The sequence below is a fragment of the Streptomyces sp. SDT5-1 genome (genome assembly GCF_052245995.1).
In the GTDB taxonomy this organism is placed as follows: Bacteria; Actinomycetota; Actinomycetes; order Streptomycetales; family Streptomycetaceae; genus Streptomyces.
This window is the reverse complement of record NZ_CM125963.1, coordinates 5,293,912-5,315,618: the sequence shown is the minus strand read 5'-3', so window position 1 is coordinate 5,315,618 and position 21,707 is coordinate 5,293,912. Positions and strand designations below refer to the sequence as shown.

Below are 21,707 nucleotides of genomic sequence, written 5' to 3'. Positions count from 1 at the left end.
CGACCGCACCGGCGTCCTCATCGCCGCACCTCCTGCTCCCTTGCCGGGCACTCACCCCTGTCCGCCTCGACACCCCCCGTCCCGTAAGGCCGCTCGTGTTACCGAACCGCACCGCAACCTCGCCCCAGGAGACCTCTGTGTCCAGCACCGCGTCGAAGCGCACCCTGTACCGCCTGACCCACGTCGAGGCGACCCCTGAGTCGATGCTCGAAGCCCTCGACGTCGACGCCCTCGACACCCTGGACGCGGTCGTGCGCGACGTCAGCGATCACATGGGAGTTCCCGCCCTCGCGGTGTCCTTCGCCGTAGCGAAGGAGGAAGCCGCCTGGGGCAAGGATGTCCTCCGGCTCACCGACGAGTCGGACCTGCTGCAGAGCGAGCAGCGCACCGGCGCACTGCTCGTGCTCGCCGTCGACGACGTGGTGTACGCGATCGGCTTCGACCAGGGCTACCGGCTTCTCCCCGCCCAGCTCAAGGACGCGCACTTCGGTCTGTCCTTCGGTATCCGCGCCATCAACCCGCGTCAGGTGCGGGACTTCACTGCCAGCGTCCTCGGCCAGGCGCGCATCGACAGTTCCCTGATCCCTGCCGGCGCCTCCGTACCGGCACTCGGACTCCGGGACCACGGGCGGATCATCCGCCACCTCGGCGGCTACCTCGACGAAGTCGACCTCACCGCAGGGAGCGGCACCAGGAACGGGGCCATGACCGCGGAGGGCGGCATCGGTCTCCGTATCAAACTCGGCACCACCCCCGCCACACTGATCAAGGACATCCGCGCCATCGCCGCGATCTGCGAGCACGTCGTTCCCCACCCCGACCTGGCCTTCGTCGAGCACATCACCGCGGTCAAGGACCCTTCCCTCATCGACGCGCTCGACGCGGAACTGGACGCCACGCTCGGCCGTCCCGCAGACGGCCGGATCATGACCGCCGTCCCCTTCTCCCAGAGCACCGACCTGCCCCGATCCACCGCCTGCACCATCAAGATCGGGTCCTGTCCGCCCCACCTCCGGGACGAGTTCAGTCTCGACTACGTCATGGAGCGGGCCCGTGTGATCAAGGCAGGCGCCCGCGTCACGGCGCTCCGGCAGGGCACCGTCGAACTGTTTCGTGACACGCTCTCCGCACGGACCGCGCTCGCCCCGCGCACCGCCTCCCTGGAAGCCCTGTCCAAGGAAACCGCCATGAAGTGGATCGAGGCCACTTTCTCCCTCGGCTCCCGCACGTTCTGTCTGCTCGACGGTGAGTGGTACGAGCTCGGGGCGGGCTACCTGCGCAACGTCAACGAGACCGTGGCCCCCTTGTTCCCCAACACGCCCTCCGTCGATCTCCCCCGCTGGCCGCTCGTCGAGAAGCTCAACAAGAAGGGTATGCGCGTGATGCGTCCCGTAGACGAAGGCGACTACAACAAGCTGGCCGCCCAGGCCCGTCGCGGCTGGGTCTGCCTGGACAAGAAGAACGTCCACAACCCCTTTCGGGCAAGCAACTCCGTCGAGATCTGCGACCTGTTCACCGAGGACGACACTCTTGTCCTCGTGAAGCCCGCGCACTCCTCAAGCCCGCTGAGTCACCTGTTCAGCCAGGCGCGCGTCTCCGTTGAGCTCCTCTTCGAGAGCGCGGCCGTACGCGCGGAGTTCGCCCGGTCCGTACACGTCAACAGCGATCCGGCCCGCAGCATCCCCGAGGACTTCACCCCGCGCCGCGTCGTCTTCGCGATCCTTCTGAAGGACGGAGCCAAGCTCACGCCGGACTCCCTCTTCCCGTTCTCCGCCATCACCCTGGCCCAGACCGCGAAGGCCCTCGCCGCTCGCGGCGTGACCGTCGAAGTCATCGGCGTCGAAAGCGAGTCGGTCCAGTCCGCAATGCTCGACGAGGCTGTATAGCCACCTGGCCCGCCTCACCACGTGCACCGTTCCCGGCCCGGAGCCTGACCGAATCCGCTTCCTTTTGAGCGCACCTCTACCTGCGAGCGGCCGACGCTCCCACTCATGCGCCGCATCACCGCCGTCAAGGAGCACCGGAATGAGCTGGCTCACTGGGACATGGACGCCCCGGAGACGAAAGCCGAGGTTGAGGGCGGTCCGCAGCGGCCTCAGCGCCGAAACTGCCCACGCCGCCGAAACCCGGCGGCGACGACCTCAAGCCCTTCCTCGGTCACTGGAGCCCCTACGGACCCCGCTCCTACTGAGCCGGACCAAGGGAAATCACACCGCCACGAGCCGGACCCGATCGCCGCACAGCTTGGTCATGTCGTCGATATCGGAGGTCAGCATGACCACGGGGCGGTGCTGTCGCAGCGCGGCCTCGGCGACGGCCGCGTCGATCGCGTACTTGTGTCCGTGCAACCCGGCATTCATCAGCAGCTTCGAGGCCGCCCTCGCCTCCTCGTCGCCCACCGGGACGACCCGCAGCCCGGAAAGCACCCAGTCCAGTCGGGACTTGTTCGTACGGGCGTGCACGGCTTCGATGATGGTGAGCGCACTGATCACGACCTCCATGCCGCGCGAACGCGCCTCAGCGATCAGAGCCACCACCTGCTCGTCGTCGGCGAGCAGCTTCGAGAGCCCCTCGCTGTCGAGGACCAGCGTCCCCTCGTGACTCAACCTGCGGCGGGCCACTCGCCCTCCTCGGCGAACACCTCGTCGAAGACCTGCCGCGCCCGCTGACGAGCCGGCCCGGAAACCGGCCCCTTGCGGCTCTCATAGTCCGCCAGGTACTCGTCCAGAACCTGCCCGCGCAGCTCACGCTCGACCGCCTCGGCGATGAACGCGGAGAACTCCCGCTTGCCAACCCGCGCCCGGATCGCCTCCGCGGTCCCTTCGGGCAGCGACAGGCTCACCCGCGTCGCCGGGCCCTCCCCGATGCTGTACGTCGTCTCAGCCATACCCCCGATTGTGTCAAACGAGTAGGAAAAGTGCCACGGTCTGGATCTGCACGGGCCCCAGAGTCGTGAAGATGACGTGTGGACAGCTATCCCAGCACCATCCCAGCGCGGGAAAAAACCAAGGGCCCGACTCCGAAGAGTCGGACCCCCTCTGACCTGCGCGTTTGCCAGGTCAGCGACGTGGCGCTACGTCAGCCGCTACACGTTGAACCGGAACTCCACCACGTCCCCGTCCTGCATCACGTAGTCCTTGCCCTCCATGCGGGCCTTGCCGGCCGCGCGGGCCTCGGCGACGGAGCCCGTTTCGACGAGGTCGTCGAAGGAGATGACCTCGGCCTTGATGAAGCCCTTCTGGAAGTCCGTGTGGATGACGCCGGCCGCCTCGGGGGCCGTGGCGCCCTTCTTGATGGTCCAGGCGCGGGACTCCTTGGGGCCTGCCGTGAGGTAGGTCTGGAGGCCGAGGGTGTCGAAGCCGACGCGGGCGAGGGTGGCGAGGCCCGGCTCGTCCTGGCCGACGGACTGGAGGAGCTCGAGGGCCTCCTCCTCGTCGAGCTCGGCGAGGTCCGCCTCCAGCTTGGCGTTGAGGAAGATCGCCTCCGCCGGGGCGACGAGCGCGCGCTGCTCCTCCTTGAAGGCCTCGTCCGTGAGCTCGTCCTCGTCGACGTTGAAGACGTAGAGGAAGGGCTTCGTCGTGAGGAGGTGCAGGTCGTGGAGGAGCTCCTCGTTGCCGGAGCCCTGCACGATGCCCTGCGAGGAGAGGGTCTCGCCGCGCTCCAGGATCTCCTTGGCCGCCTCGACGGCCTTGACCTTCGGGGCGATGTCCTTCTTGATGCGCGACTCCTTCTGGAGGCGCGGCAGGACCTTCTCGATGGTCTGGAGGTCGGCGAGGATCAGCTCGGTGTTGATCGTCTCGATGTCGTTCTTGGGCGCGACCTTGCCGTCGACGTGCACGACGTTCTCGTCCTGGAACGCGCGGATGACCTGGCAGATCGCGTCGGACTCGCGAATGTTCGCCAGGAACTTGTTGCCCAGGCCCTCGCCCTCGGAGGCGCCGCGCACGATGCCCGCGATGTCGACGAAGTCGACGGTGGCCGGGAGGACCTTCTGGGAGGAGAAGATCTCGGCCAGCTTGGTGAGGCGGGCGTCCGGGACGCCGACCACGCCGACGTTCGGCTCGATCGTGGCGAACGGGTAGTTGGCCGCGAGCACGTCGTTCTTGGTCAGGGCGTTGAACAGGGTCGACTTGCCGACATTCGGCAGACCGACGATTCCGATCGTGAGCGACACGTTGCGACTTCCCGTACGTGATGTGGTGGGTGTGGGGCTGGGCGATCCACCAGTCTACGGCCTCACCCGACCGGGCCCACTTCGGCCAAGGTGCGTCAAGGTCTGCCAAAGTGCGTGTCCCTTGGGCCATTGGGCACATAAGCGCATCTATGTTGGCCTTGTGGAGCAACCCAGGACGCGTCCCCCGCAGGCCCGCCCCCGCCGCACGCCCCCGCTGCCGCCGCAGGCGCAGGGCGATCAGGACGGTGCCGCCGCGCCGTCCGGCGGGTCCGCCACCGTGTACCGGGCCGCCCGCGCGCCCCGGCCCGCCCCGGGCGGCGGGCGCAGGACCCTCCGCTTCCCGAACCCCCGGCTCACGGGGCGCGGCAGCGGACTGTTCTGCGTGCTCGCGATGCTCCTGGTCGGGCTGATCGACAGCCTGCTGTTCAGCAGCTCCGGTGCGTTCTACGGGGTGGTGTTCCTGCTCGTCGGCGCGCTCACCGCGCTGTGGGTGCGGGGCGCCGACCTGGTGACGGCGCCGGTCGCGGTGCCCATCGCGTTCGCCGTCGGCATCGTGCCGATCTCCGAGGGCACCGGCGGCTTCGGCCCGCAGGTCATGGGCTTCGCGACGACGCTGGCCATGAACGCGGTGTGGCTGTACGGCGGGACGTTCGTCACCGGCGCGATCGTGACCGTACGGAAGCTGCGCCTGATGGCCAGGCGGGCCGCCGTGCGCCGGGCCGGTGCCGGTGGCGGCAGGCAGCCGTCCGGCGAGAAGGCCGCGTCGCAGGCGCCGGGGCAGCGCCGCCGCACCGCCTAGCCGCCGCCCCGCACTGCGCGACTGCGCGACTACGCGCGCGATGCGGCCATCGCCGCGCCCACGATCCCCGCGTTGTTCTGCAGCTCGGCCGGGACGATCTCGGCCTTGATGCCCTTGATCAGCGGCAGGAACTTGTGCGCCTTGCGGCTGACGCCGCCGCCGATGATGAACAGCTCGGGCGAGCAGAGCATCTCCACGTGCGCCAGGTACTTCTGGACGCGGCGCGCCCAGTGCTCCCAGCTGAGGTCGTGGTCCTCGCGCGCCTTCGTGGACGCGTGCTTCTCCGCGTCGTGCCCGTTCAGCTCCAGGTGGCCCAGCTCCGTGTTCGGCACGAGGACGCCCTCGCTGAACAGGGCGCTCCCGATGCCCGTACCGAAGGTGAGCACCAGGACGGTGCCCCTGCGGCCGCGGCCCGCGCCGAAGTGCATCTCGGCGACGCCCGCGGCGTCCGCGTCGTTCATGACCGTCACCGGGAGGCCGCCGAGCTTCTTGCTCAGCAGGTCCTGCGCGTCGACGTCGATCCAGCTCTTGTCGACGTTCGCCGCCGTACGGATCGTGGAGCCGCCGGTGACGACGCCGGGGAACGTGATGCCCACCCGGTCCGGGCGGGCGTCACCGAAGTGCTCGACGACCTCCTTGACCCCGTCGGCCACCGCCTCGGGCGTGGCCGGGTGCGGGGTCAGCACCTTGTGCCGCTCCTGGGCGAGATCGCCGCGCTCCAGGTCGACCGGAGCGCCCTTGATCCCGGATCCGCCGATGTCCACACCGAAGATCTGCATGACTCCACGTTACGACGGGAGACCGACAGTCACTCCCCGGAAGCGGACTCCTGCGTACCGCCCACCAGGGAGGCGGCCTCGGCGCGCAGGTCGCGGCGGAGCTCCTTGGGCAGCGAGAACGTGATCGACTCCTCGGCCGCCTTCACGATCTCCACGTCGGCGTAGTCGCGCTGCTTCAGGTACTCCAGGACCTCCTCGACGAGGACGTCGGGGACGGAGGCGCCGGAGGTGACGCCGACGGTCGTGACGCCCTCGAGCCAGGCCTCGTCGATCTCGGACGCGTAGTCCACGAGGTAGGCCTCGCGCGCGCCCGCGATCTTCGCGACCTCGACGAGCCGCTTGGAGTTCGAGGAGTTGCGGGAGCCGACGACGATGACGAGGTCGGACTCGGCGCCCATCTGCTTCACGGCGAGCTGACGGTTCTGGGTCGCGTAGCAGATGTCGTCGCTGGGCGGCGAGACGAGGCCGGGGAACTTCGTCTTCAGGGCGTCGACGGTCTCCATCGTCTCGTCGACGGACAGCGTGGTCTGGGAGAGCCAGACGACCTTCTCCGGGTCGCGGACCTCGACCTTGGCGACGTCCTCGGGGCCGTCGACGAGCGTGATGTGCTCGGGGGCCTCGCCGGACGTGCCGATGACCTCCTCGTGGCCCTCGTGCCCGATCAGGAGGATGTCGAAGTCGTCCTTGGCGTAGCGGATCGCCTCCTTGTGGACCTTGGTCACCAGGGGGCAGGTGGCGTCGATGGTGGCGAGCTTGCCGCGCTCGGCCTCCTCGTGGACGGTCGGGGCGACACCGTGCGCCGAGAACATCACGATGGAGCCCTCGGGGACCTCCTCCGTCTGCTCGACGAAGATGGCGCCCTTCCGCTCCAGGGTCTCCACGACGTACTTGTTGTGCACGATCTCGTGGCGGACGTAGATGGGGGCCCCGTACTGCTCGAGGGCCTTCTCGACGGCGATCACGGCACGGTCCACACCGGCGCAGTAACCCCGGGGGGCGGCGAGCAGGACGCGGCGGGAGCCAGGCGTTGCAGTCATGCTCCCCATCGTAAGGGCGTACCCGAGGGGCTAAAGATCGCGGCGGTGGGGAGACTGGGGGTCTGCGCGATCTACGGAGGCACCATGTCCGTCGAGACCACTCATGAAGAGGCCGGGCTGCGGCGCAGTCTCGGATTCCGGGACCTCGTGGTCTACGGGCTGCTCTTCATCGCCCCGATGGCGCCCGTCGGCGTCTTCGGCACCCTGGACGCCAAATCGCACGGCGCCGTGGCGCTCGTCTACATCGTCGCGACGATCGCGATGGCGTTCACCGCGTTCAGCTACGCCCAGATGGTCCAGGTGGCCCCCCAGGCGGGCTCGGTGTTCGCCTACGCGCGCGCGGGTCTCGGAAAAGGGCCCGGGTTCATCGCGGGCTGGATGGCGATGCTCGACTACGTGCTGATCCCCGCGGTCGCGTATCTCTTCGCCGGCATCGCGATGAACTCCCTCGTCCCTTCCGTGTCCCAGTGGGTGTGGACGGCGATCGCCGTGGTCGTCACGACGCTGCTCAACCTGTGGGGCGTGCGGGCGGCGGCGCAGGTCGGCTTCGCGGTCCTGGCGCTCGAGATCGTGGTGCTGCTGGTCTTCGTGGTCGCGGCGATCGTCGTCCTCGCCACGGACGGGCCGCAGCGCGACTGGCTGTCGCCGCTGACCGGTGACGGCACGCAGGGCGCGTTCGCGCTGTCGGCGGTGATCGGCGCGGTGTCCGTGGCGGTCCTGTCGTACCTGGGCTTCGACGCGATCGCCTCGTTCGCGGAGGAGGTCACCGGGGGCTCGGCGAAGGTCGCGCGCGCGGTGCTGTTCTGCCTCGCCCTCACGGGTGTGCTGTTCGTCGCGCAGACGTACCTGGTGGCGCTGCTCGAACCCACCTCGTCGGCGCAGCTGGTCGCCGAGCCCGGCAAGCAGGGCAGCGCCTTCTACGACGCCGTGGACGCGTCCGTCGGCACCTGGCTGCACGACCTGGTGGCGGTGAGCAAGGCGATCGGCGCGGCGTTCGCGGCGCTGGCCGGGCAGGCGGCGGCCGGGCGGCTGCTGTTCGCGATGGCCCGCGACCGGCGGCTCCCGAAGGCCCTGTCGCGGACGTACTCCGGGGTGCCGCGCGTCGCGCTGCTGCTCGCCGCGGTGATCACGCTGGTCGCGGCGGTGTGGGCGGCGAGCAGGGACGACGGCATGGACCACCTGGTGTCGGTCGTCGACATCGGCGCCCTGACGGCCTTCACGCTGCTGCACGCGAGCGTGGTGGGGTATTTCGCGGTACGCCGCCGTGGGGACACGGTGAGCTGGTGGCGGCACATCCTGGTGCCGGTCGTCGGTGCGGCGATCACGATCGCGGTGATCGTGGAGGCGTCGCCCACGGCGCAGGTGGTGGGCGCGATCTGGCTGGTGGTGGGCCTGGTGGTGCTGGCGGCCCAGCGGGGCGGGGAGCCGACCGTGCCGTCACCGCGCGGCGACACGGCCGGCTGAACCGTTCCTTACGGCGGCGCCGCCCACGACTGCCGGTGTTGTCGGTGCCTGCGGCTACGCTCGCGGCATGGCTGTCAACACGTCCGCGGACGCCCCGCTGCCCGTCGGCCAGGTGTCGCGGCTCATCGGGGGATGGATCGACCGGCTCGGCGCGGTGTGGGTCGAGGGGCAGATCACGCAGCTGTCCCGGAGACCGGGCGCCGGCGTGGTGTTCCTGACGCTGCGCGATCCGTCGCACGAGATCTCGGTGTCGGTGACCTGCTACCGGCAGGTGTTCGACGCCGTGGCGGACGTCGTCCGCGAGGGCTCGCGCGTCGTCGTCCACGCGAAGCCGGAGTGGTACGCGCCGCGCGGCCAGCTCTCGCTGCGGGCCGCCGAGATCCGGCCGGTCGGCGTCGGTGAACTGCTCGCGCGCCTGGAGCAGTTGAAGAAGGCGCTCGCCGCGGAGGGCCTGTTCGCGGCGGACCGCAAGCGGCCGCTGCCGTTCCTGCCGCAGCTCATCGGCCTGGTCTGCGGCCGGGCGTCGGCGGCCGAGCGCGACGTCCTCGAGAACGCGCGGCACCGCTGGCCCGCGGTCCGCTTCGAGGTGCGGAACGTACCGGTGCAGGGCGTGCACGCGGTGCCGCAGGTCGTGCAGGCCGTCAAGGAGCTGGACGCGATCGACGACGTCGACGTGATCATCGTGGCGCGCGGCGGCGGCAGCGTGGAGGACCTCCTCCCGTTCTCCGACGAGCAGTTGGTGCGGGCGGTCTCCTCCTGCCGCACACCGGTCGTCTCGGCGATCGGGCACGAGCCGGACACCCCGCTGCTCGACTACGTGGCGGACCTGCGGGCCTCGACGCCGACGGACGCGGCGAAGAAGGTCGTGCCGGACGTCGGGGAGGAGTACGAGCGGGTGCGCTGGCTGCGGGACCGGGCGCGGCGCAGCGTGGAGGCGCTCCTGGAGCGGGAGGAGCGGGGGCTCGCGGCGGCGCTCGCCCGGCCGTGCATAGAGGACCCGCACCGCATGATCGAGGAGCGCGAGGAGCAGGTCGCGGCGCTCACCGAGCGGTCCCGGCGCACCCTCGGCCATCTCCTCGACCGGGCGGAGTCGGAGCTGACGCACACGCACGCGCGCGTGGTCGCGCTCTCCCCCGCGGCCACCCTGAAGCGGGGCTACGCGGTGCTCCAGAAGCCGGACGGGCACGTGGTGCGCGCGCCGGACGAGGTGGCGGCGGACGAGGAGCTGCGGGCCCGCGTCGCCGAGGGCGAATTCACCGTACGAGTAACCGAAGCGTGAGGACGGACAACAGGATGACGACCAAGGCGGCCGACGAGGCGCTGGGCTACGAGCAGGCGCGGGACGAGCTGATCGACGTCGTGCGGCGGCTCGAGGCCGGCGGCACGTCGCTGGAGGAGTCCCTCGCCCTGTGGGAGCGCGGCGAGGAGCTGGCGAAGGTGTGCAGGCGCTGGCTGGACGGGGCGCGGGCGCGCCTCGACGCGGCGCTCGCGGAGGAGGGCGAGGAGGAGCCGGAGGAGGCCGGGGACGAGGCCGACGACGAGGAGGAGTGAACAGGATCACGAAGAGTTTGGTTGAACATTGAACCTCATCGGCGTACGGTCATTCGTGTTGGCTGATCCGGAACGAACGGATCGCCTCGCCGTGACCGTCGTACCGAGAAGGTTGATCCATGTCTCTCGTTCTTGACCCCGCCGCCCAGGACCTGCTGTTCCGCGAGGCCCGCACCGCGAACACGTTCTCGTCGGAGCCGGTGACCGACGAGCAGATCGCGGCCATCTACGACCTGGTCAAGTACGGCCCGACCGCCTTCAACCAGTCGCCGCTGCGCATCACCCTGGTCCGCTCCCCCGAGGCCCGCGAGCGCCTCGTGAAGCACATGGCCGAGGGCAACCAGCCGAAGACCGCCACCGCCCCGCTCGTCGCGATCCTCTCCACGGACCACGAGTTCCACGAGGAGCTGCCGCAGCTCTTCCCGCACGCTCCGGCGATCAAGGACATGTTCTTCTCGGAGCGCCCGGTCCGCGAGCAGGCGGGCACGCTGAACGCGACGCTCCAGGCCGCGTACTTCATCATCGGCGTCCGCGCCGCCGGCCTGGCCGCGGGCCCGATGACCGGCTTCGACTTCGCCGGCGTCCAGAAGGAGTTCCTGGACGACGACCACAGCCCGCTGATGATCATCAACATCGGCAAGCCGGGCGAGGACGCCTGGTTCCCGCGCTCCCCGCGCCTGGAGCAGGACCAGGTCATCACGACGATCTGATCCCGTCCGGCACACAACAGAGCACAGCAGAAGGGCCCCGACTCCGGTCGGGGCCCTTCTGCTGTGCTCTACGCGGTGACTACGCCTTCTCGCGCTTCATCTCCAGCGCCTCGGCCATCTTCGTCAGCTGCCCGAAGTCGGCGGTGCCGGTGACCAGGGTCGTCGATTTCTCCTGCTTGAGGACCAGGGCGTCGTACTTCTCACCCTTGTAGCGCTCCCAGGTCTCGCCGCCGATCCGCTGCGTGCGGCCCGTCGCGTTCGCGCCCTGGCTCGCCTCGTTGATGAACCCCTTCGAGTGCCCGGCCGCCTGCTCCACGGCGACGTACTGGCCCTCGGGGTCGAGGAAGCCGAGATGCCACGTGTCGTTCGAGGCGCCCTGGTAGCGCACCGAAGTCGCCTTCCAGGCGTCGGAGAGACCCGTGGGCGCCGCCACCGGGTACGAGGCCGCGCGCCGGGCCGTCGACAGCTCGACCTTGTAGTCCACGCGCTTGACCGGCGGTTCCCCGGAGTCGTCGTGCGGGACGAAGAGGTAGATCACGCCGGCCGCGACGACACAGACGCCGAGCGAGAGGACCAGGCTGCCGACCGTCTTCTTACCGTTTCTTCCTGCCACGCGCCCCATCGTCGCAGGTCGCCCGATGATCACTGCCGGGAGGGCCGGAATTGCGCGGTCCGACATGCACACGCCCGCTCATCCGTGGGGCGGTCTGCTCAGATTGTCGGACTGACGATAGAGTCCTCCCATACCAACCTCTCCTCCGGCCGTCGTCGTATCCCGGTGAAGCCGAACAACCCGGTGAATCCCGGAACAGAAAGGTGCGTCTCGATGACCGAGCATCACCAGCTTCCGTCCGAACTCGAGGTCCCCTCCGAGGCCCCGGACCGCAACCTCGCCCTGGAGCTCGTCCGGGTCACCGAAGCCGCGGCCATGGCCGCAGGGCGCTGGGTGGGCCGCGGCGACAAGAACGGCGCCGACGGCGCGGCCGTGCGCGCCATGCGCACGCTCGTCTCCACCGTCTCGATGAACGGCGTGGTCGTCATCGGCGAGGGCGAGAAGGACGAGGCCCCGATGCTCTTCAACGGGGAGCGCATCGGTGACGGCACCGGCGCCGAGGTCGACATCGCCGTCGACCCGATCGACGGCACGACGCTCTGCGCCAAGGGCATGCCGAACGCGATCGCCGTGCTCGCCGCCGCCGACCGCGGCACGATGTTCGACCCGTCCGCCGTGTTCTACATGGACAAGCTGGTCACCGGCCCCGAGGCCGCCGACTTCGTCGACATCAACGCCCCGGTGTCGGTGAACATCCGCCGTGTCGCGAAGGCGAAGAAGCGCGCCCCCGAGGACATCACGGTGGTCATCCTCGACCGGCCGCGCCACGAGGGGATCATCAAGGAGGTCCGGGAGACCGGCGCCCGGATCAAGCTGATCTCGGACGGTGACGTCGCCGGTTCGATCCTCGCCGTGCGCGAGGGCTCGGGCGTCGACCTGCTGCTCGGCATCGGCGGTACGCCCGAGGGGATCATCTCGGCCTGCGCGATCAAGTGCCTGGGCGGTGTCATCCAGGGCAAGCTGTGGCCCAAGGACGACGAGGAGCGGCAGCGCGCCATCGACGCGGGGCACGACCTCGACCGGGTGCTGTCCACGGACGACCTGGTGTCCGGCGAGAACATCTTCTTCGTCGCGACCGGGATCACCGACGGCGAGCTGCTGCGGGGCGTGCGGTACGACTCCGAGCGGGCGCACACGTCGTCGCTCGTGATGCGGTCGAAGTCCGGGACGATCCGGCAGATCGACTCGACGCACCGGCTGAGCAAGCTGCGGGCCTACAGCGCGATCGACTTCGACCGGGCCAAGTAGGTTGCGGGGGTCCGTGGTTGACGCCTCGGGGCGCCGCCCCGGACCCCGCGCCTCGATCGCCGGCGGGGCTTGATCTAACCGGCCAGAGCCGTTCGCGGCGTCTTCTTCAACTCCACCTCGCGGCGGCGCCTGCGCGCCAGCACGACGCGGCGTTCCGCCGCCGTGAGGCCGCCCCAGACGCCGTACGGTTCCGGCTGGAGCAGGGCGTGTTCGCGGCATTCGACCATCACGGGGCAGCGGGCGCAGACCCGCTTGGCCGCCTCCTCGCGCGCGAGGCGCGCCGCGGTCGGCTCCTTGGAAGGGGCGAAGAAGAGTCCCGCCTCGTCGCGCCTGCACACCGCCTCCGTGTGCCATGGAGCGTCCTGGTCCCTGCCCCTGACTGGCTCGCGCTGCTGCGGTACGGCGGTGACCTGCAGGGACTGATGCGGCGGGTGCAGCACGGTCTACTCCTGACGACGGCTTACGACGGCTTTCGCGAGCGAGCGACGATGCAGCAAGCTCTACCCGCTGTGTCGGCGCCTATGCACTGAGTTCCGAAGCCCCGGAAGCCGTCAGCCGAAGTGCTTGCGCAGGTGCTTCTCCAGGTTCTGGATGAGCTTGCCGCGCTTCGGCTTCGCCTCGATGTTCCCGAGGACCGCCACCCCGTCCACGTAGACGACGGGCGCCTCTGGCTCGCGCGCGTCCAGGGTGTCCACCTCGAAGTTGCCGAGGACGCCCGCGCCGCTGCCGCGCAGCGAGATGTTCTCGGGGACGCGGATCTCCACGTTCCCGAACACGGAGACCGCCTTGATGTAGACCTGCGGATACTCGAAGAGGGCCTCGCTCAGGTCGATCTCCACATTGCCGAAGATCGCGTACGCGTGCGTGCGGCGGCCCACCCGCCAGCGGCCCTTGCGCGTGGTGGAGCTGAGGACCGCCACCAGGTTCTCGTCGGCCACCGCCGGGACCGTGCCGGGTGCGGGGCGGCTCGGGGCGGGCCCCGGGTCGGGCGCGGGGCGCCGGGGCGCGGCGTGCGGGCCGGGGAGGTCGCGGACCAGCGGCTCCAGCTCGCCGACCGTCTTCGCGCGGTACACCCCGTCGACCCGCTCCGCGTGCTCCTCCGCGTCGAGCCGGCCCTCCGCGAGCGCCTCGCGCAGGATGTCCGCGATCCGGTCGCGGTCGGCGTCGGACGCGCGCAGGTCGGTGGGCTCCGCTGCGGGAGCGCTGGGCGCGGGCTGCGAGGGGCGCTTTTGAAGGTCCACGACAGCAGAGTACCGAAACGCGATAGATCGCGACACCCCCCGCTCGGGGCTCCCCGCGGGCAACTGAGCCTTACCTCACAGGCTCGGCCGCGCCACCAGGTTCTACGCTGGTTGGCGCTGCCAACGGATGCCAGCTGCTGTCTGTCGAGTGAGGAAAAGGCGAGATGCCGGAGTTCGCGTACACCGATCTGCTTCCCCAGGGTGAGGACACCACCAACTACCGGTTGGTGACCTCCGAGGGCGTGTCCACCGCTGAGGGGCCGGACGGCCGTACGTTCCTGAAGGTCGAGCCGGAGGCGCTGCGCAAGCTGGCCGCCGAGGCCATCCACGACATCCAGCACTACCTGCGCCCCGACCACCTCGCGCAGCTGCGCCGCATCGTCGACGACCCCGAGGCCTCCAGCAACGACAAGTTCGTGGCGCTCGACCTGCTGAAGAACGCGAACATCGCGGCGGCGGGCGTGCTCCCCATGTGCCAGGACACCGGCACCGCCATCGTCATGGGCAAGCGCGGGCAGAACGTCCTCACCGAAGGTGAGGACGAGAAGGCCCTCTCCAAGGGCATCTACGACGCCTACCAGAACCTGAACCTGCGGTACTCGCAGATGGCCCCGCTGAACATGTGGGAGGAGAAGAACACCGGCTCCAACCTCCCGGCGCAGATCGAGCTCTACGCGACGGACGGCGACGCCTACAAGTTCCTCTTCATGGCGAAGGGCGGCGGCTCGGCCAACAAGTCGTTCCTGTACCAGGAGACGAAGGCCGTCCTGAACGAGTCCTCCATGATGAAGTTCCTGGAGGAGAAGATCCGCTCGCTCGGCACCGCCGCGTGCCCGCCGTACCACCTCGCCATCGTGGTGGGCGGCACCTCCGCCGAGTACGCCCTGAAGACCGCCAAGTACGCCTCCGCGCACTACCTGGACAACGTGCCGTCCGAGGGCTCCGAGCTCGGGCACGGCTTCCGTGACGAGGAGCTGGAGCAGAAGGTCTTCGAGCTGACGCAGAAGATCGGCATCGGCGCGCAGTTCGGCGGCAAGTACTTCTGCCACGACGTGCGCGTGGTGCGCCTGCCGCGGCACGGCGCGTCCTGCCCGGTCGCCATCGCCGTGTCCTGCTCGGCCGACCGCCAGGCCGTCGCGAAGATCACCGCGGAGGGCGTCTTCCTGGAGCAGCTGGAGACGGACCCGGCGCGCTTCCTGCCGGAGACCACGGACGAGCACCTCGCCGAGGACGAGTCCAGCGACGTCGTCAAGGTCGACCTGAACCAGCCGATGGACGCGATCCTCGCCGAGCTGACCAAGCACCCGGTGAAGACCCGCCTCTCCCTGACGGGGCCGCTCGTCGTCGCCCGGGACATCGCGCACGCCAAGATCAAGGAGCGCCTGGACGCCGGCGAGGAGATGCCGCAGTACCTGAAGGACCACCCGGTCTACTACGCCGGTCCGGCCAAGACCCCCGAGGGCTACGCTTCCGGCTCCTTCGGCCCGACGACGGCCGGCCGCATGGACTCGTACGTGGAGCAGTTCCAGGCCGCGGGCGGCTCCAAGGTCATGCTCGCGAAGGGCAACCGCTCCAAGCAGGTCACGGACGCCTGTGACACGCACGGCGGCTTCTACCTGGGCTCCATCGGCGGCCCCGCCGCACGTCTCGCGCAGGACTGCATCAAGAAGGTCGAGGTCGTCGAGTACGAGGAGCTCGGCATGGAGGCCGTCTGGAAGATCGAGGTCGAGGACTTCCCGGCGTTCATCGTCGTGGACGACAAGGGCAACGACTTCTTCCAGAACCCGGCGCCCGAGCCGACCTTCACGCACATCCCGGTGCGCGGCCCCGGTCTCGCGTGACCCGTAGCCCGTAGGCGTCACACGAAGGTGGGGTTGTTCCGGCGGTCCGGAACAACCCCACCTTCGTATGCGCTGTACCTGGCATGAGCGACAACGCCGGCGAATTCCGCATCGAGCACGACTCCATGGGCGAGGTCCGCGTCCCCGCCGCCGCGAAGTGGCGGGCCCAGACCCAGCGCGCCGTGGAGAACTTCCCCATCTCCGGGCAGCGCATCGAGCGCGCCCACATCGAGGCGCTGGCCCGCATCAAGGGCGCGGCGGCGACGGTGAACGCGGAGTTGGGGGTGATCGACAAGGACATCGCCGAAGCGATCGCCGCGGCGGCCGCCGAGGTCGCCGAGGGCCGCTGGGACGACGAGTTCCCGATCGACGTGTTCCAGACGGGTTCCGGCACGTCGTCGAACATGAACACGAACGAGGTGCTGGCCACGCTCGCCACCGAGCGCCTGGGCCGCGACGTGCACCCGAACGACCACGTGAACGCCTCGCAGTCGTCGAACGACGTGTTCCCCTCCTCCATCCACATCGCCGCCACCGCGGCCGTCACGCACGATCTGATCCCCGCGCTCGAGCACCTGGCGGAGTCCCTGGAGCGCAAGGCCGCCGAGTTCTCCGACGTCGTGAAGTCGGGGCGTACGCACCTCATGGACGCGACGCCGGTCACCCTCGGCCAGGAGTTCGGCGGCTACGCGGCGCAGGTGCGCTACGGGGTCGAGCGGCTCAACGCCTCGCTCCCCCGCCTCGCCGAACTCCCGCTGGGCGGCACCGCGGTCGGCACCGGCATCAACACCCCGCCCGGCTTCTCCGGAGCCGTGATCGCCGAGGTCGCGCGCGCGACGGGGCTGCCGCTGACCGAGGCCCGCGACCACTTCGAGGCGCAGGGCGCGCGCGACGGGATCGTGGAGACGAGCGGCCAGCTGCGCACCATCGCCGTCGGCCTGACGAAGATCGCCAACGATCTGCGGTGGGCCGCTTCGGGTCCGCGCACGGGGCTCGCGGAGATCAACCTCCCGGACCTGCAGCCCGGTTCGTCGATCATGCCGGGCAAGGTGAACCCGGTGATCCCCGAGGCCACGCTCATGGTCGCCGCACAGGTCACGGGCAACGACGCGACGGTCGCCGCGGCCGGCGCCGCGGGCAACTTCGAGCTGAACGTGATGCTCCCGGTCATCGCGAAGAACGTCCTGGAGTCGATCCGGCTGCTCGCCAACGTGTCGCGGCTGCTCGCCGACCGCACCGTCGACGGCATCACCGCCAACCGCGAACGGGCCCGCGAGTACGCCGAGTCGTCCCCCTCGGTCGTCACGCCGCTCAACAAGTACATCGGCTACGAGGAGGCGGCCAAGGTCGCCAAGAAGTCCCTCGCCGAGCGGAAGACGATCAGGGAGGTCGTCATCGAGGGCGGCTACGTGGAGCGCGGCGACCTCACCGAGGAGCAGCTCGACGAGGCGCTGGATGTCCTGCGCATGACGCACCCGTAACGGCTCGTGGCCGGATGGCGTATTCGTGACACGCACCGCAGCGTCGTATGCCGATGGCACCTAATATCTGCGCATGACAGACGACGACCGGACGACCGAGAGCGGAGGGCGCTGGGCGCCCGGTGAGCCGATCCTGTGGCGCTACCGCGCCAACGGGGGCGACGGCTTCCACATCTGCCGTCCGGTCACCGTCGTCCAGGACACCGACGAGCTGCTCGCCGTGTGGATGGCGCCCGGCACCGAGTGCGTGAAGCCGGTGCTCGCCGACGGCACCCCGGTGCACCGCGAGCCGCTCGCCACCCGCTACACCAAGCCGCGGGCCCTCCAGCGCGACCGCTGGTTCGGCACCGGCGTCCTGAAGCTGGCGCGCCCCGGCGAGCCCTGGTCGGTGTGGCTCTTCTGGGAACCGGGCTGGAGGTTCCGCAATTGGTACGTGAACCTGGAGGAGCCGCGCGTCCGCTGGTCGGGCGGCGTGGACTCCGAGGACCACTTCCTGGACCTCTCCGTGCACCCGGACGGCAGCTGGCGCTGGCACGACGAGGACGAGTTCGCGCAGGCCCAGGCGGTCGGCCTGATGAGTCCCGGGCAGGCCGCCGAGGTGCGCGCCGCGGGCCGCCGGGCGGTCGCGGACATCGAGAACTGGCGTTCGCCCTACCCCGACGGCTGGCAGCACTGGCGCCCGGACCCGGCGTGGCCCGTGCCCGCACTCCCGGCGGACTGGGACCGTACGCCCGCGCACGTGTCCTCATGAGACCCTTGATGCGCCCCCATGGGGGAACCGTAGGATCGTCCTCCGCAAGACAGCGGCGCAGAGAGCACCGGTCCGAATGTGCGGGTTCTACGGACAACTCTTGGCACGCACAACTGGTCTGACACGATGTCAACGAGGTCATCGAGGGGCGGCAGGACCGTGAACGTGGGCGAGACGCAGTGGACGGGCCGGACCGGACCGGCCGACATGACCGTGAGCACCGCTGTCCGCACATCCCCTGCGGGGTCGCGGGCCCGGATTCCGTTCCCGGAGCGCGCGTTCCGGGTATCCGGTCCCCTGCGGGACACGCCGCAGGTCACCGGCAGCGGCGCCGCCCCCGACAGGCCACGGCACCGGCCGTTCCCCCACGGCCGACGCACCGGCCAGTGACACGGCGCCCAGCCCCGGACGGACGGATACGACACGCGTGACGGAGTACCCCACCTCCCACGAAGGCCGCCACCACGGCACGGCGGCCCGCCCCGCCGACCCCCGCGGGGCGCTTCGGCACGGCTCGGACGCCTCGGCCGAGGCCTCGGCCCCCACGTCGGGCGGCTTACCCGAGCAGCCACGACGCGCCGCGGGAGCCGCCGCGGACGCCGAGCACGCGCAGCCCGCGGCGCCCTCCCCCGAGCCGGTGCGCCCGGGGCCTCCGGAAGGCCCCGATCGCCGCACCGGACAGCCGCGCCCCGCCGGGCAGCCCGCGGCGATGCGGCGCGACGGCGACCGGCTGCGCTTCGTCGGCGCCGCGACCCGGCGGATCGCCCGCGGACTCGACCTCGACGAGATCGTGATGGGCCTGTGCCGGGCGACCGTGCCCACGTTCTCCGACGCGATCCTCGTGTATCTGCGCGAGCCGCTGCCGGTGGGCGACGAGCGGCCGACCGGGCCCATGGTGCTGCGCCTGCGCCGCACCGACCGGATCCCCGACGCGGTGGACGACACGGAGACCGACGGCGGGGGCCCGCTCGTCCCGGTCGTCCCGCAGACCGAACTGACCGCGGACAGCGCCGAGTTGTGCGAGGTGCGCTCCGGTGGCGCGCTCGCCGAGGTGCTGCGCGGGGTGCGCCCGGTGTTCGCGGACACGCCCGCGGCGCTCGCCGCGCTGCCCGAGCTGCTCGGCACGGACCGGCCGCTGCCCGGCGGACAGCGCGCGATCCTCGCCCCGCTGCGCGGCCGGCGCCGGGTGATCGGCGCCGCGGTGTTCCTGCGCCGCCCCGACCGACCCGCGTTCGACGCCGACGACCTGCTGGTGGCGGGCCAGTTGGCGACGCACAGCGCGCTCGGCATCGACAAGGCGGTGCTCTACGGGCGCGAGGCGTACATCGCGGACGAGCTCCAGCGCACGATGCTCCCGGAGACGCTGCCACGCCCGACCGGCGTGCGGCTCGCCTCCCGCTACCTTCCGGCGGCCGAGACCGCCCGAGTCGGCGGCGACTGGTACGACGCGATCCCGCTGCCGGGCAGCCGCGTCGCGCTGGTCGTCGGCGACGTCATGGGCCACTCGATGACCTCCGCCGCGATCATGGGCCAGCTGCGCACCACCGCGCAGACCCTCGCCGGACTCGACCTGCCCCCGCAGGAGGTCCTGCACCACCTCGACGAGCAGGCCCAGCGGCTCGGCACCGACCGCATGGCGACCTGCATGTACGCGGTGTACGACCCGGTCGCGCACCGCATCACCATCGCCAACGCCGGGCATCCGCCGCCCGTGCTGCTGCACCTCGGCGGGCGCTCCGAGGTGCTGCGGGTGCCGCCGGGCGCCCCGATCGGCGTCGGCGGGGTCGACTTCGAGGCGGTCGAGCTGGACGCCCCGGCCGGTGCGACGCTGCTCCTCTACACGGACGGCCTCGTCGAATCGCGCCTGCGCGACGTCTGGACGGGCATAGAGCAGCTGCGGGAACGGCTCGCGGCGACCGCCCAGTTGACGGGCCCGGACCATCCGCCGCCCCTCGAGGCGCTGTGCGACGAGGTGCTCGACATGCTCGGCCCGGGCGACCGGGACGACGACATCGCGCTGCTCGCCGCCCGCTTCGACGGGATCGCGCCGAGCGACGTCGCGTACTGGACCCTGGAGCCGGAGGACGCGGCGCCCGGCCGGGCCCGCCGCCTCGCCCGCAGCGCCCTGGACCGCTGGGGCCTGGAGGAGCTCACGGACTCGGTGGAGCTGCTGGTCAGCGAGGTCGTGACGAACGCGGTGCGGTACGCGACGCGTCCGGTGACCCTGCGTCTGCTGCGGACCGACGTGCTGCGCTGCGAAGTGGGCGACGACGTACCGCAGTTGCCGCGCCTGCGGCAGGCGCGGGCGACGGACGAGGGCGGCCGCGGGCTCTATCTGGTGAACCGGCTGGCCCGGCGGTGGGGCGCGACGCGCCTGTCCACGGGCAAGGTCGTCTGGTTCGAGCTGCCGGTGCCGTAGACAGGGGCCATGTGCCACTACTGCGGTTGCCGTGAGATCCCGCTGATCAAGGAGTTCATCGCCGAGCACGAGCGCGTCACCGACGCCGCGGGTGACGCGCTGCGGGCCCTCGACCGGGGCGACGTGGCGGCCGCGCGGACGCTCGTCGACGCCATGGCGAAGGAGCTCGCCTCGCACTGGAAGGGCGAGGAGGACGGCCTGTTCGCGGTGATGCGGGAGGACCCCGAGTACGCGGAGTACATCGACGCGCTGGTCGCCGAGCACCGCGACCTCGGCGCGCTGCTCCCCACGCTCGACCTCACGGACCCCGGCGACGTACAGCGCCTCAAGGACGAGACGGACGAACTGCACCGGCACATCGCGAAGGAGGAGGACGGCCTCTTCCCGGCCTCACTGACGGCCCTGTCCGGGGACGACTGGGACGCGTCGATGGCGGCGTGGCGCGCGGCGCACCCCCGGTCGACGGACGCCTGAGTCAGAACCCCACGGGCACGTGCCCCGTGGCCCGCCCCCGGTCGTCGAGGACCCGCCCCATCCGCTTCGCCGTGCGCAGCGTCACCGTGCGGTCCTCGACGCGCAGGGCGGGGAACCGCTCGTCGAGGTGGGTCTCCAGGGCGGTCATGCCGTCTAGGTCGCGGAGCCACACCGAGAACAGCAGATTGCAGGAGCCGGTGACCGACGTGCACAGGCGCATCTGCGGCAGCCTGCCGAGGGCCGCGCCCGTCCGGTCGAGCTCGCCGTGCGGGACGGTCGCCCGGTACGTCGCGAGGGCCGGCCAGCCCGCGAGCTGCTGGGCCAGGTCGCAGCGGAGCAGGATCTCCCGGTCGCGCAGCTCGCGGGCGAGCCGCCGCCGCACGGTCGACTCGCCGACGCCGACGGCCGCCGCCAACTCCGCGTACCCGGCACGCCCGTTCGTCCCCAGCTCGCGCAGGAGCGCCAGATCGACCTCGTCGCGGGGGCGGAACGCCCGGGACGGCGCGCCGGGCCCAGGACCCGCGGGGGCGAGGCGCGCGCGGCCCGCCGGGTCGAGAGCGCGCACCTTCCAGCCGCTGCCCTCCTGGTAGAGCCGCATGCTCAGCCGGGTCCTGGTGCCGCGCACGCCGGGCTGCCTGCCCAGGTCGTCGCTGACCCGGCGGCCGAGCGCGGGCAGGTCGGGCGCGGCGATGGACAGCAGCAGGTCGTAGTCGCCGACGACGTGCTCGGCGCTGAACACCCACGGCAGCCGGACCAGGCGCGCGGTCAGCTCCTCCAGGTCGCCGGGCGTGCAGGTCACTTCGACGTACGCGACGGTGGCCGTGGTCGGACCCGCGTACGCCGTCACCCAGGCGAGGCCCGCGCGTTCCAGGCGGGCCCAGCGGCGGGCCGCGGTCGTGGCGTCGATGCCGACGGCCGGGCCGACCCTGCTCCACGGGGCGCGGGGGTCGGTCTGGAGGGCGTCGATCAGGGCGAGGTCGGCCTCCTCGAACGCGGCGGATTCCGGCACCAGCTCGTGCACGAAGCCGTTTTCCGGCAATTGAGGCCCCTTCTCGCGCGGCGGCCGGATTCTGTCCCCACTTCCGAGCCGCCCCCACACCAGCACGCCCACTCTAGAAGGAGTGC

21 protein-coding genes are annotated in these 21,707 nt (G+C 70.9%); 12 read left to right on the top strand and 9 right to left on the bottom strand.

The annotated features are described in order from the left end of the window. Positions 1-137: 137 nt before the first annotated feature. Positions 138-1,886 carry a DUF6119 family protein gene (locus ACTWJ8_RS24685; protein ID WP_443260294.1) on the top strand — a complete coding sequence of 583 codons (1,749 nt, stop codon included), beginning with the start codon at positions 138-140 and terminating at the stop codon, positions 1,884-1,886. A gap of 321 nt (positions 1,887-2,207) precedes the next feature. On the opposite strand, the gene ACTWJ8_RS24680 is transcribed toward ACTWJ8_RS24685, so the two are convergent. From ACTWJ8_RS24680 to ychF, 3 genes are all read right to left on the bottom strand, one after another. Then, complete coding sequence (locus ACTWJ8_RS24680; protein ID WP_443260293.1) at positions 2,208-2,621, bottom strand: DNA-binding protein; 414 nt, start codon at positions 2,619-2,621, stop codon at positions 2,208-2,210. Continuing rightward, complete coding sequence (locus tag ACTWJ8_RS24675) at positions 2,603-2,887, bottom strand: hypothetical protein (RefSeq protein WP_443260292.1); 285 nt, start codon at positions 2,885-2,887, stop codon at positions 2,603-2,605. The genes ACTWJ8_RS24680 and ACTWJ8_RS24675 overlap by 19 nt, the downstream gene beginning before the upstream one ends. 198 nt (positions 2,888-3,085) lie before the next feature. Next, positions 3,086-4,174 carry a redox-regulated ATPase YchF gene (gene ychF, locus ACTWJ8_RS24670; protein WP_356374293.1) on the bottom strand — a complete coding sequence of 363 codons (1,089 nt, stop codon included), beginning with the start codon at positions 4,172-4,174 and terminating at the stop codon, positions 3,086-3,088. Positions 4,175-4,334: 160 nt separating this feature from the next. On the opposite strand from ychF, the gene ACTWJ8_RS24665 reads away from it, so the two are divergent. Then, a complete protein-coding gene (locus ACTWJ8_RS24665) occupies positions 4,335-4,973 on the top strand; it encodes a DUF6542 domain-containing protein (RefSeq protein WP_443260291.1) in 639 nt (212 codons plus the stop codon). 29 nt (positions 4,974-5,002) lie between these two features. Here ACTWJ8_RS24665 and ppgK read toward each other — a convergent pair whose 3' ends face one another. Together ppgK and ACTWJ8_RS24655 are read right to left on the bottom strand one after the other, a co-directional pair. After that, the gene (gene ppgK / locus ACTWJ8_RS24660) at positions 5,003-5,752 is read right to left on the bottom strand and encodes a polyphosphate--glucose phosphotransferase (RefSeq protein ID WP_356374297.1); all 750 of its coding nucleotides are present in this window, start codon (positions 5,750-5,752) and stop codon (positions 5,003-5,005) included. A 29-nt stretch (positions 5,753-5,781) separates the two neighbouring features. Continuing rightward, positions 5,782-6,798, bottom strand: coding sequence for a 4-hydroxy-3-methylbut-2-enyl diphosphate reductase (locus tag ACTWJ8_RS24655; RefSeq protein ID WP_356374299.1), 1,017 nt, complete (start codon positions 6,796-6,798; stop codon positions 5,782-5,784). Positions 6,799-6,873: 75 nt separating this feature from the next. Here ACTWJ8_RS24655 and ACTWJ8_RS24650 point away from each other — a divergent pair, with 75 nt between their 5' ends. The 4 genes from ACTWJ8_RS24650 to ACTWJ8_RS24635 all read left to right on the top strand — a co-directional run bounded on the left by ACTWJ8_RS24650 (position 6,874) and on the right by ACTWJ8_RS24635 (position 10,514). Next, the gene (locus tag ACTWJ8_RS24650; RefSeq protein ID WP_356374301.1) at positions 6,874-8,253 is read left to right on the top strand and encodes an APC family permease; all 1,380 of its coding nucleotides are present in this window, start codon (positions 6,874-6,876) and stop codon (positions 8,251-8,253) included. A gap of 67 nt (positions 8,254-8,320) precedes the next feature. After that, positions 8,321-9,532, top strand: a complete 1,212-nt coding sequence (xseA, locus tag ACTWJ8_RS24645) for an exodeoxyribonuclease VII large subunit (protein WP_443260290.1) — start codon at positions 8,321-8,323, stop codon at positions 9,530-9,532. A 14-nt stretch (positions 9,533-9,546) separates the two neighbouring features. Further along, positions 9,547-9,804 carry an exodeoxyribonuclease VII small subunit gene (locus ACTWJ8_RS24640; RefSeq protein ID WP_356374305.1) on the top strand — a complete coding sequence of 86 codons (258 nt, stop codon included), beginning with the start codon at positions 9,547-9,549 and terminating at the stop codon, positions 9,802-9,804. Between the two features lie 119 nt (positions 9,805-9,923). Further along, positions 9,924-10,514 (top strand): malonic semialdehyde reductase, encoded by a 591-nt coding sequence (locus tag ACTWJ8_RS24635; protein ID WP_356374307.1) that lies wholly within the window; start codon positions 9,924-9,926, stop codon positions 10,512-10,514. 79 nt (positions 10,515-10,593) lie between these two features. On the opposite strand, the gene ACTWJ8_RS24630 is transcribed toward ACTWJ8_RS24635, so the two are convergent. Beyond that, a complete protein-coding gene (locus tag ACTWJ8_RS24630; protein WP_443260289.1) occupies positions 10,594-11,127 on the bottom strand; it encodes a DUF4245 domain-containing protein in 534 nt (177 codons plus the stop codon). Between the two features lie 213 nt (positions 11,128-11,340). Between ACTWJ8_RS24630 and glpX the strand changes: the two genes are divergently transcribed. Next, positions 11,341-12,375, top strand: a complete 1,035-nt coding sequence (glpX, locus tag ACTWJ8_RS24625; RefSeq protein WP_356374311.1) for a class II fructose-bisphosphatase — start codon at positions 11,341-11,343, stop codon at positions 12,373-12,375. Positions 12,376-12,449: 74 nt separating this feature from the next. Here the strand turns inward: glpX and ACTWJ8_RS24620 are convergent, their stop codons facing one another. Both ACTWJ8_RS24620 and ACTWJ8_RS24615 read right to left on the bottom strand, forming a co-directional pair. Next, the gene (locus ACTWJ8_RS24620) at positions 12,450-12,815 is read right to left on the bottom strand and encodes a WhiB family transcriptional regulator (RefSeq protein ID WP_356374313.1); all 366 of its coding nucleotides are present in this window, start codon (positions 12,813-12,815) and stop codon (positions 12,450-12,452) included. A 111-nt stretch (positions 12,816-12,926) separates the two neighbouring features. Further along, positions 12,927-13,616, bottom strand: coding sequence for a DUF1707 SHOCT-like domain-containing protein (locus ACTWJ8_RS24615; RefSeq protein ID WP_356374315.1), 690 nt, complete (start codon positions 13,614-13,616; stop codon positions 12,927-12,929). Positions 13,617-13,780: 164 nt separating this feature from the next. On the opposite strand from ACTWJ8_RS24615, the gene ACTWJ8_RS24610 reads away from it, so the two are divergent. The 5 genes from ACTWJ8_RS24610 (at position 13,781) to ACTWJ8_RS24590 (ending at position 20,582) form a co-directional block, all read left to right on the top strand. After that, positions 13,781-15,457, top strand: coding sequence for a fumarate hydratase (locus ACTWJ8_RS24610; RefSeq protein WP_443260288.1), 1,677 nt, complete (start codon positions 13,781-13,783; stop codon positions 15,455-15,457). 83 nt (positions 15,458-15,540) lie between these two features. After that, entirely contained in the window at positions 15,541-16,938 is a 1,398-nt protein-coding gene (locus ACTWJ8_RS24605; RefSeq protein WP_356374319.1) for a class II fumarate hydratase, read from the top strand. Positions 16,939-17,011: 73 nt separating this feature from the next. Then, a complete protein-coding gene (fomD, locus tag ACTWJ8_RS24600) occupies positions 17,012-17,689 on the top strand; it encodes a cytidylyl-2-hydroxypropylphosphonate hydrolase (RefSeq protein WP_356374321.1) in 678 nt (225 codons plus the stop codon). Between the two features lie 427 nt (positions 17,690-18,116). Beyond that, a complete protein-coding gene (locus ACTWJ8_RS24595; RefSeq protein WP_356374323.1) occupies positions 18,117-20,108 on the top strand; it encodes an ATP-binding SpoIIE family protein phosphatase in 1,992 nt (663 codons plus the stop codon). Positions 20,109-20,117: 9 nt separating this feature from the next. Then, a complete protein-coding gene (locus ACTWJ8_RS24590; RefSeq protein WP_443260287.1) occupies positions 20,118-20,582 on the top strand; it encodes a hemerythrin domain-containing protein in 465 nt (154 codons plus the stop codon). A gap of 1 nt (position 20,583) precedes the next feature. Here ACTWJ8_RS24590 and ACTWJ8_RS24585 read toward each other — a convergent pair whose 3' ends face one another. After that, positions 20,584-21,621: an Lrp/AsnC family transcriptional regulator gene (locus ACTWJ8_RS24585; protein ID WP_356374327.1), complete on the bottom strand. Its 1,038-nt coding sequence runs from the start codon at positions 21,619-21,621 to the stop codon at positions 20,584-20,586. Positions 21,622-21,707 lie beyond the last annotated feature (86 nt).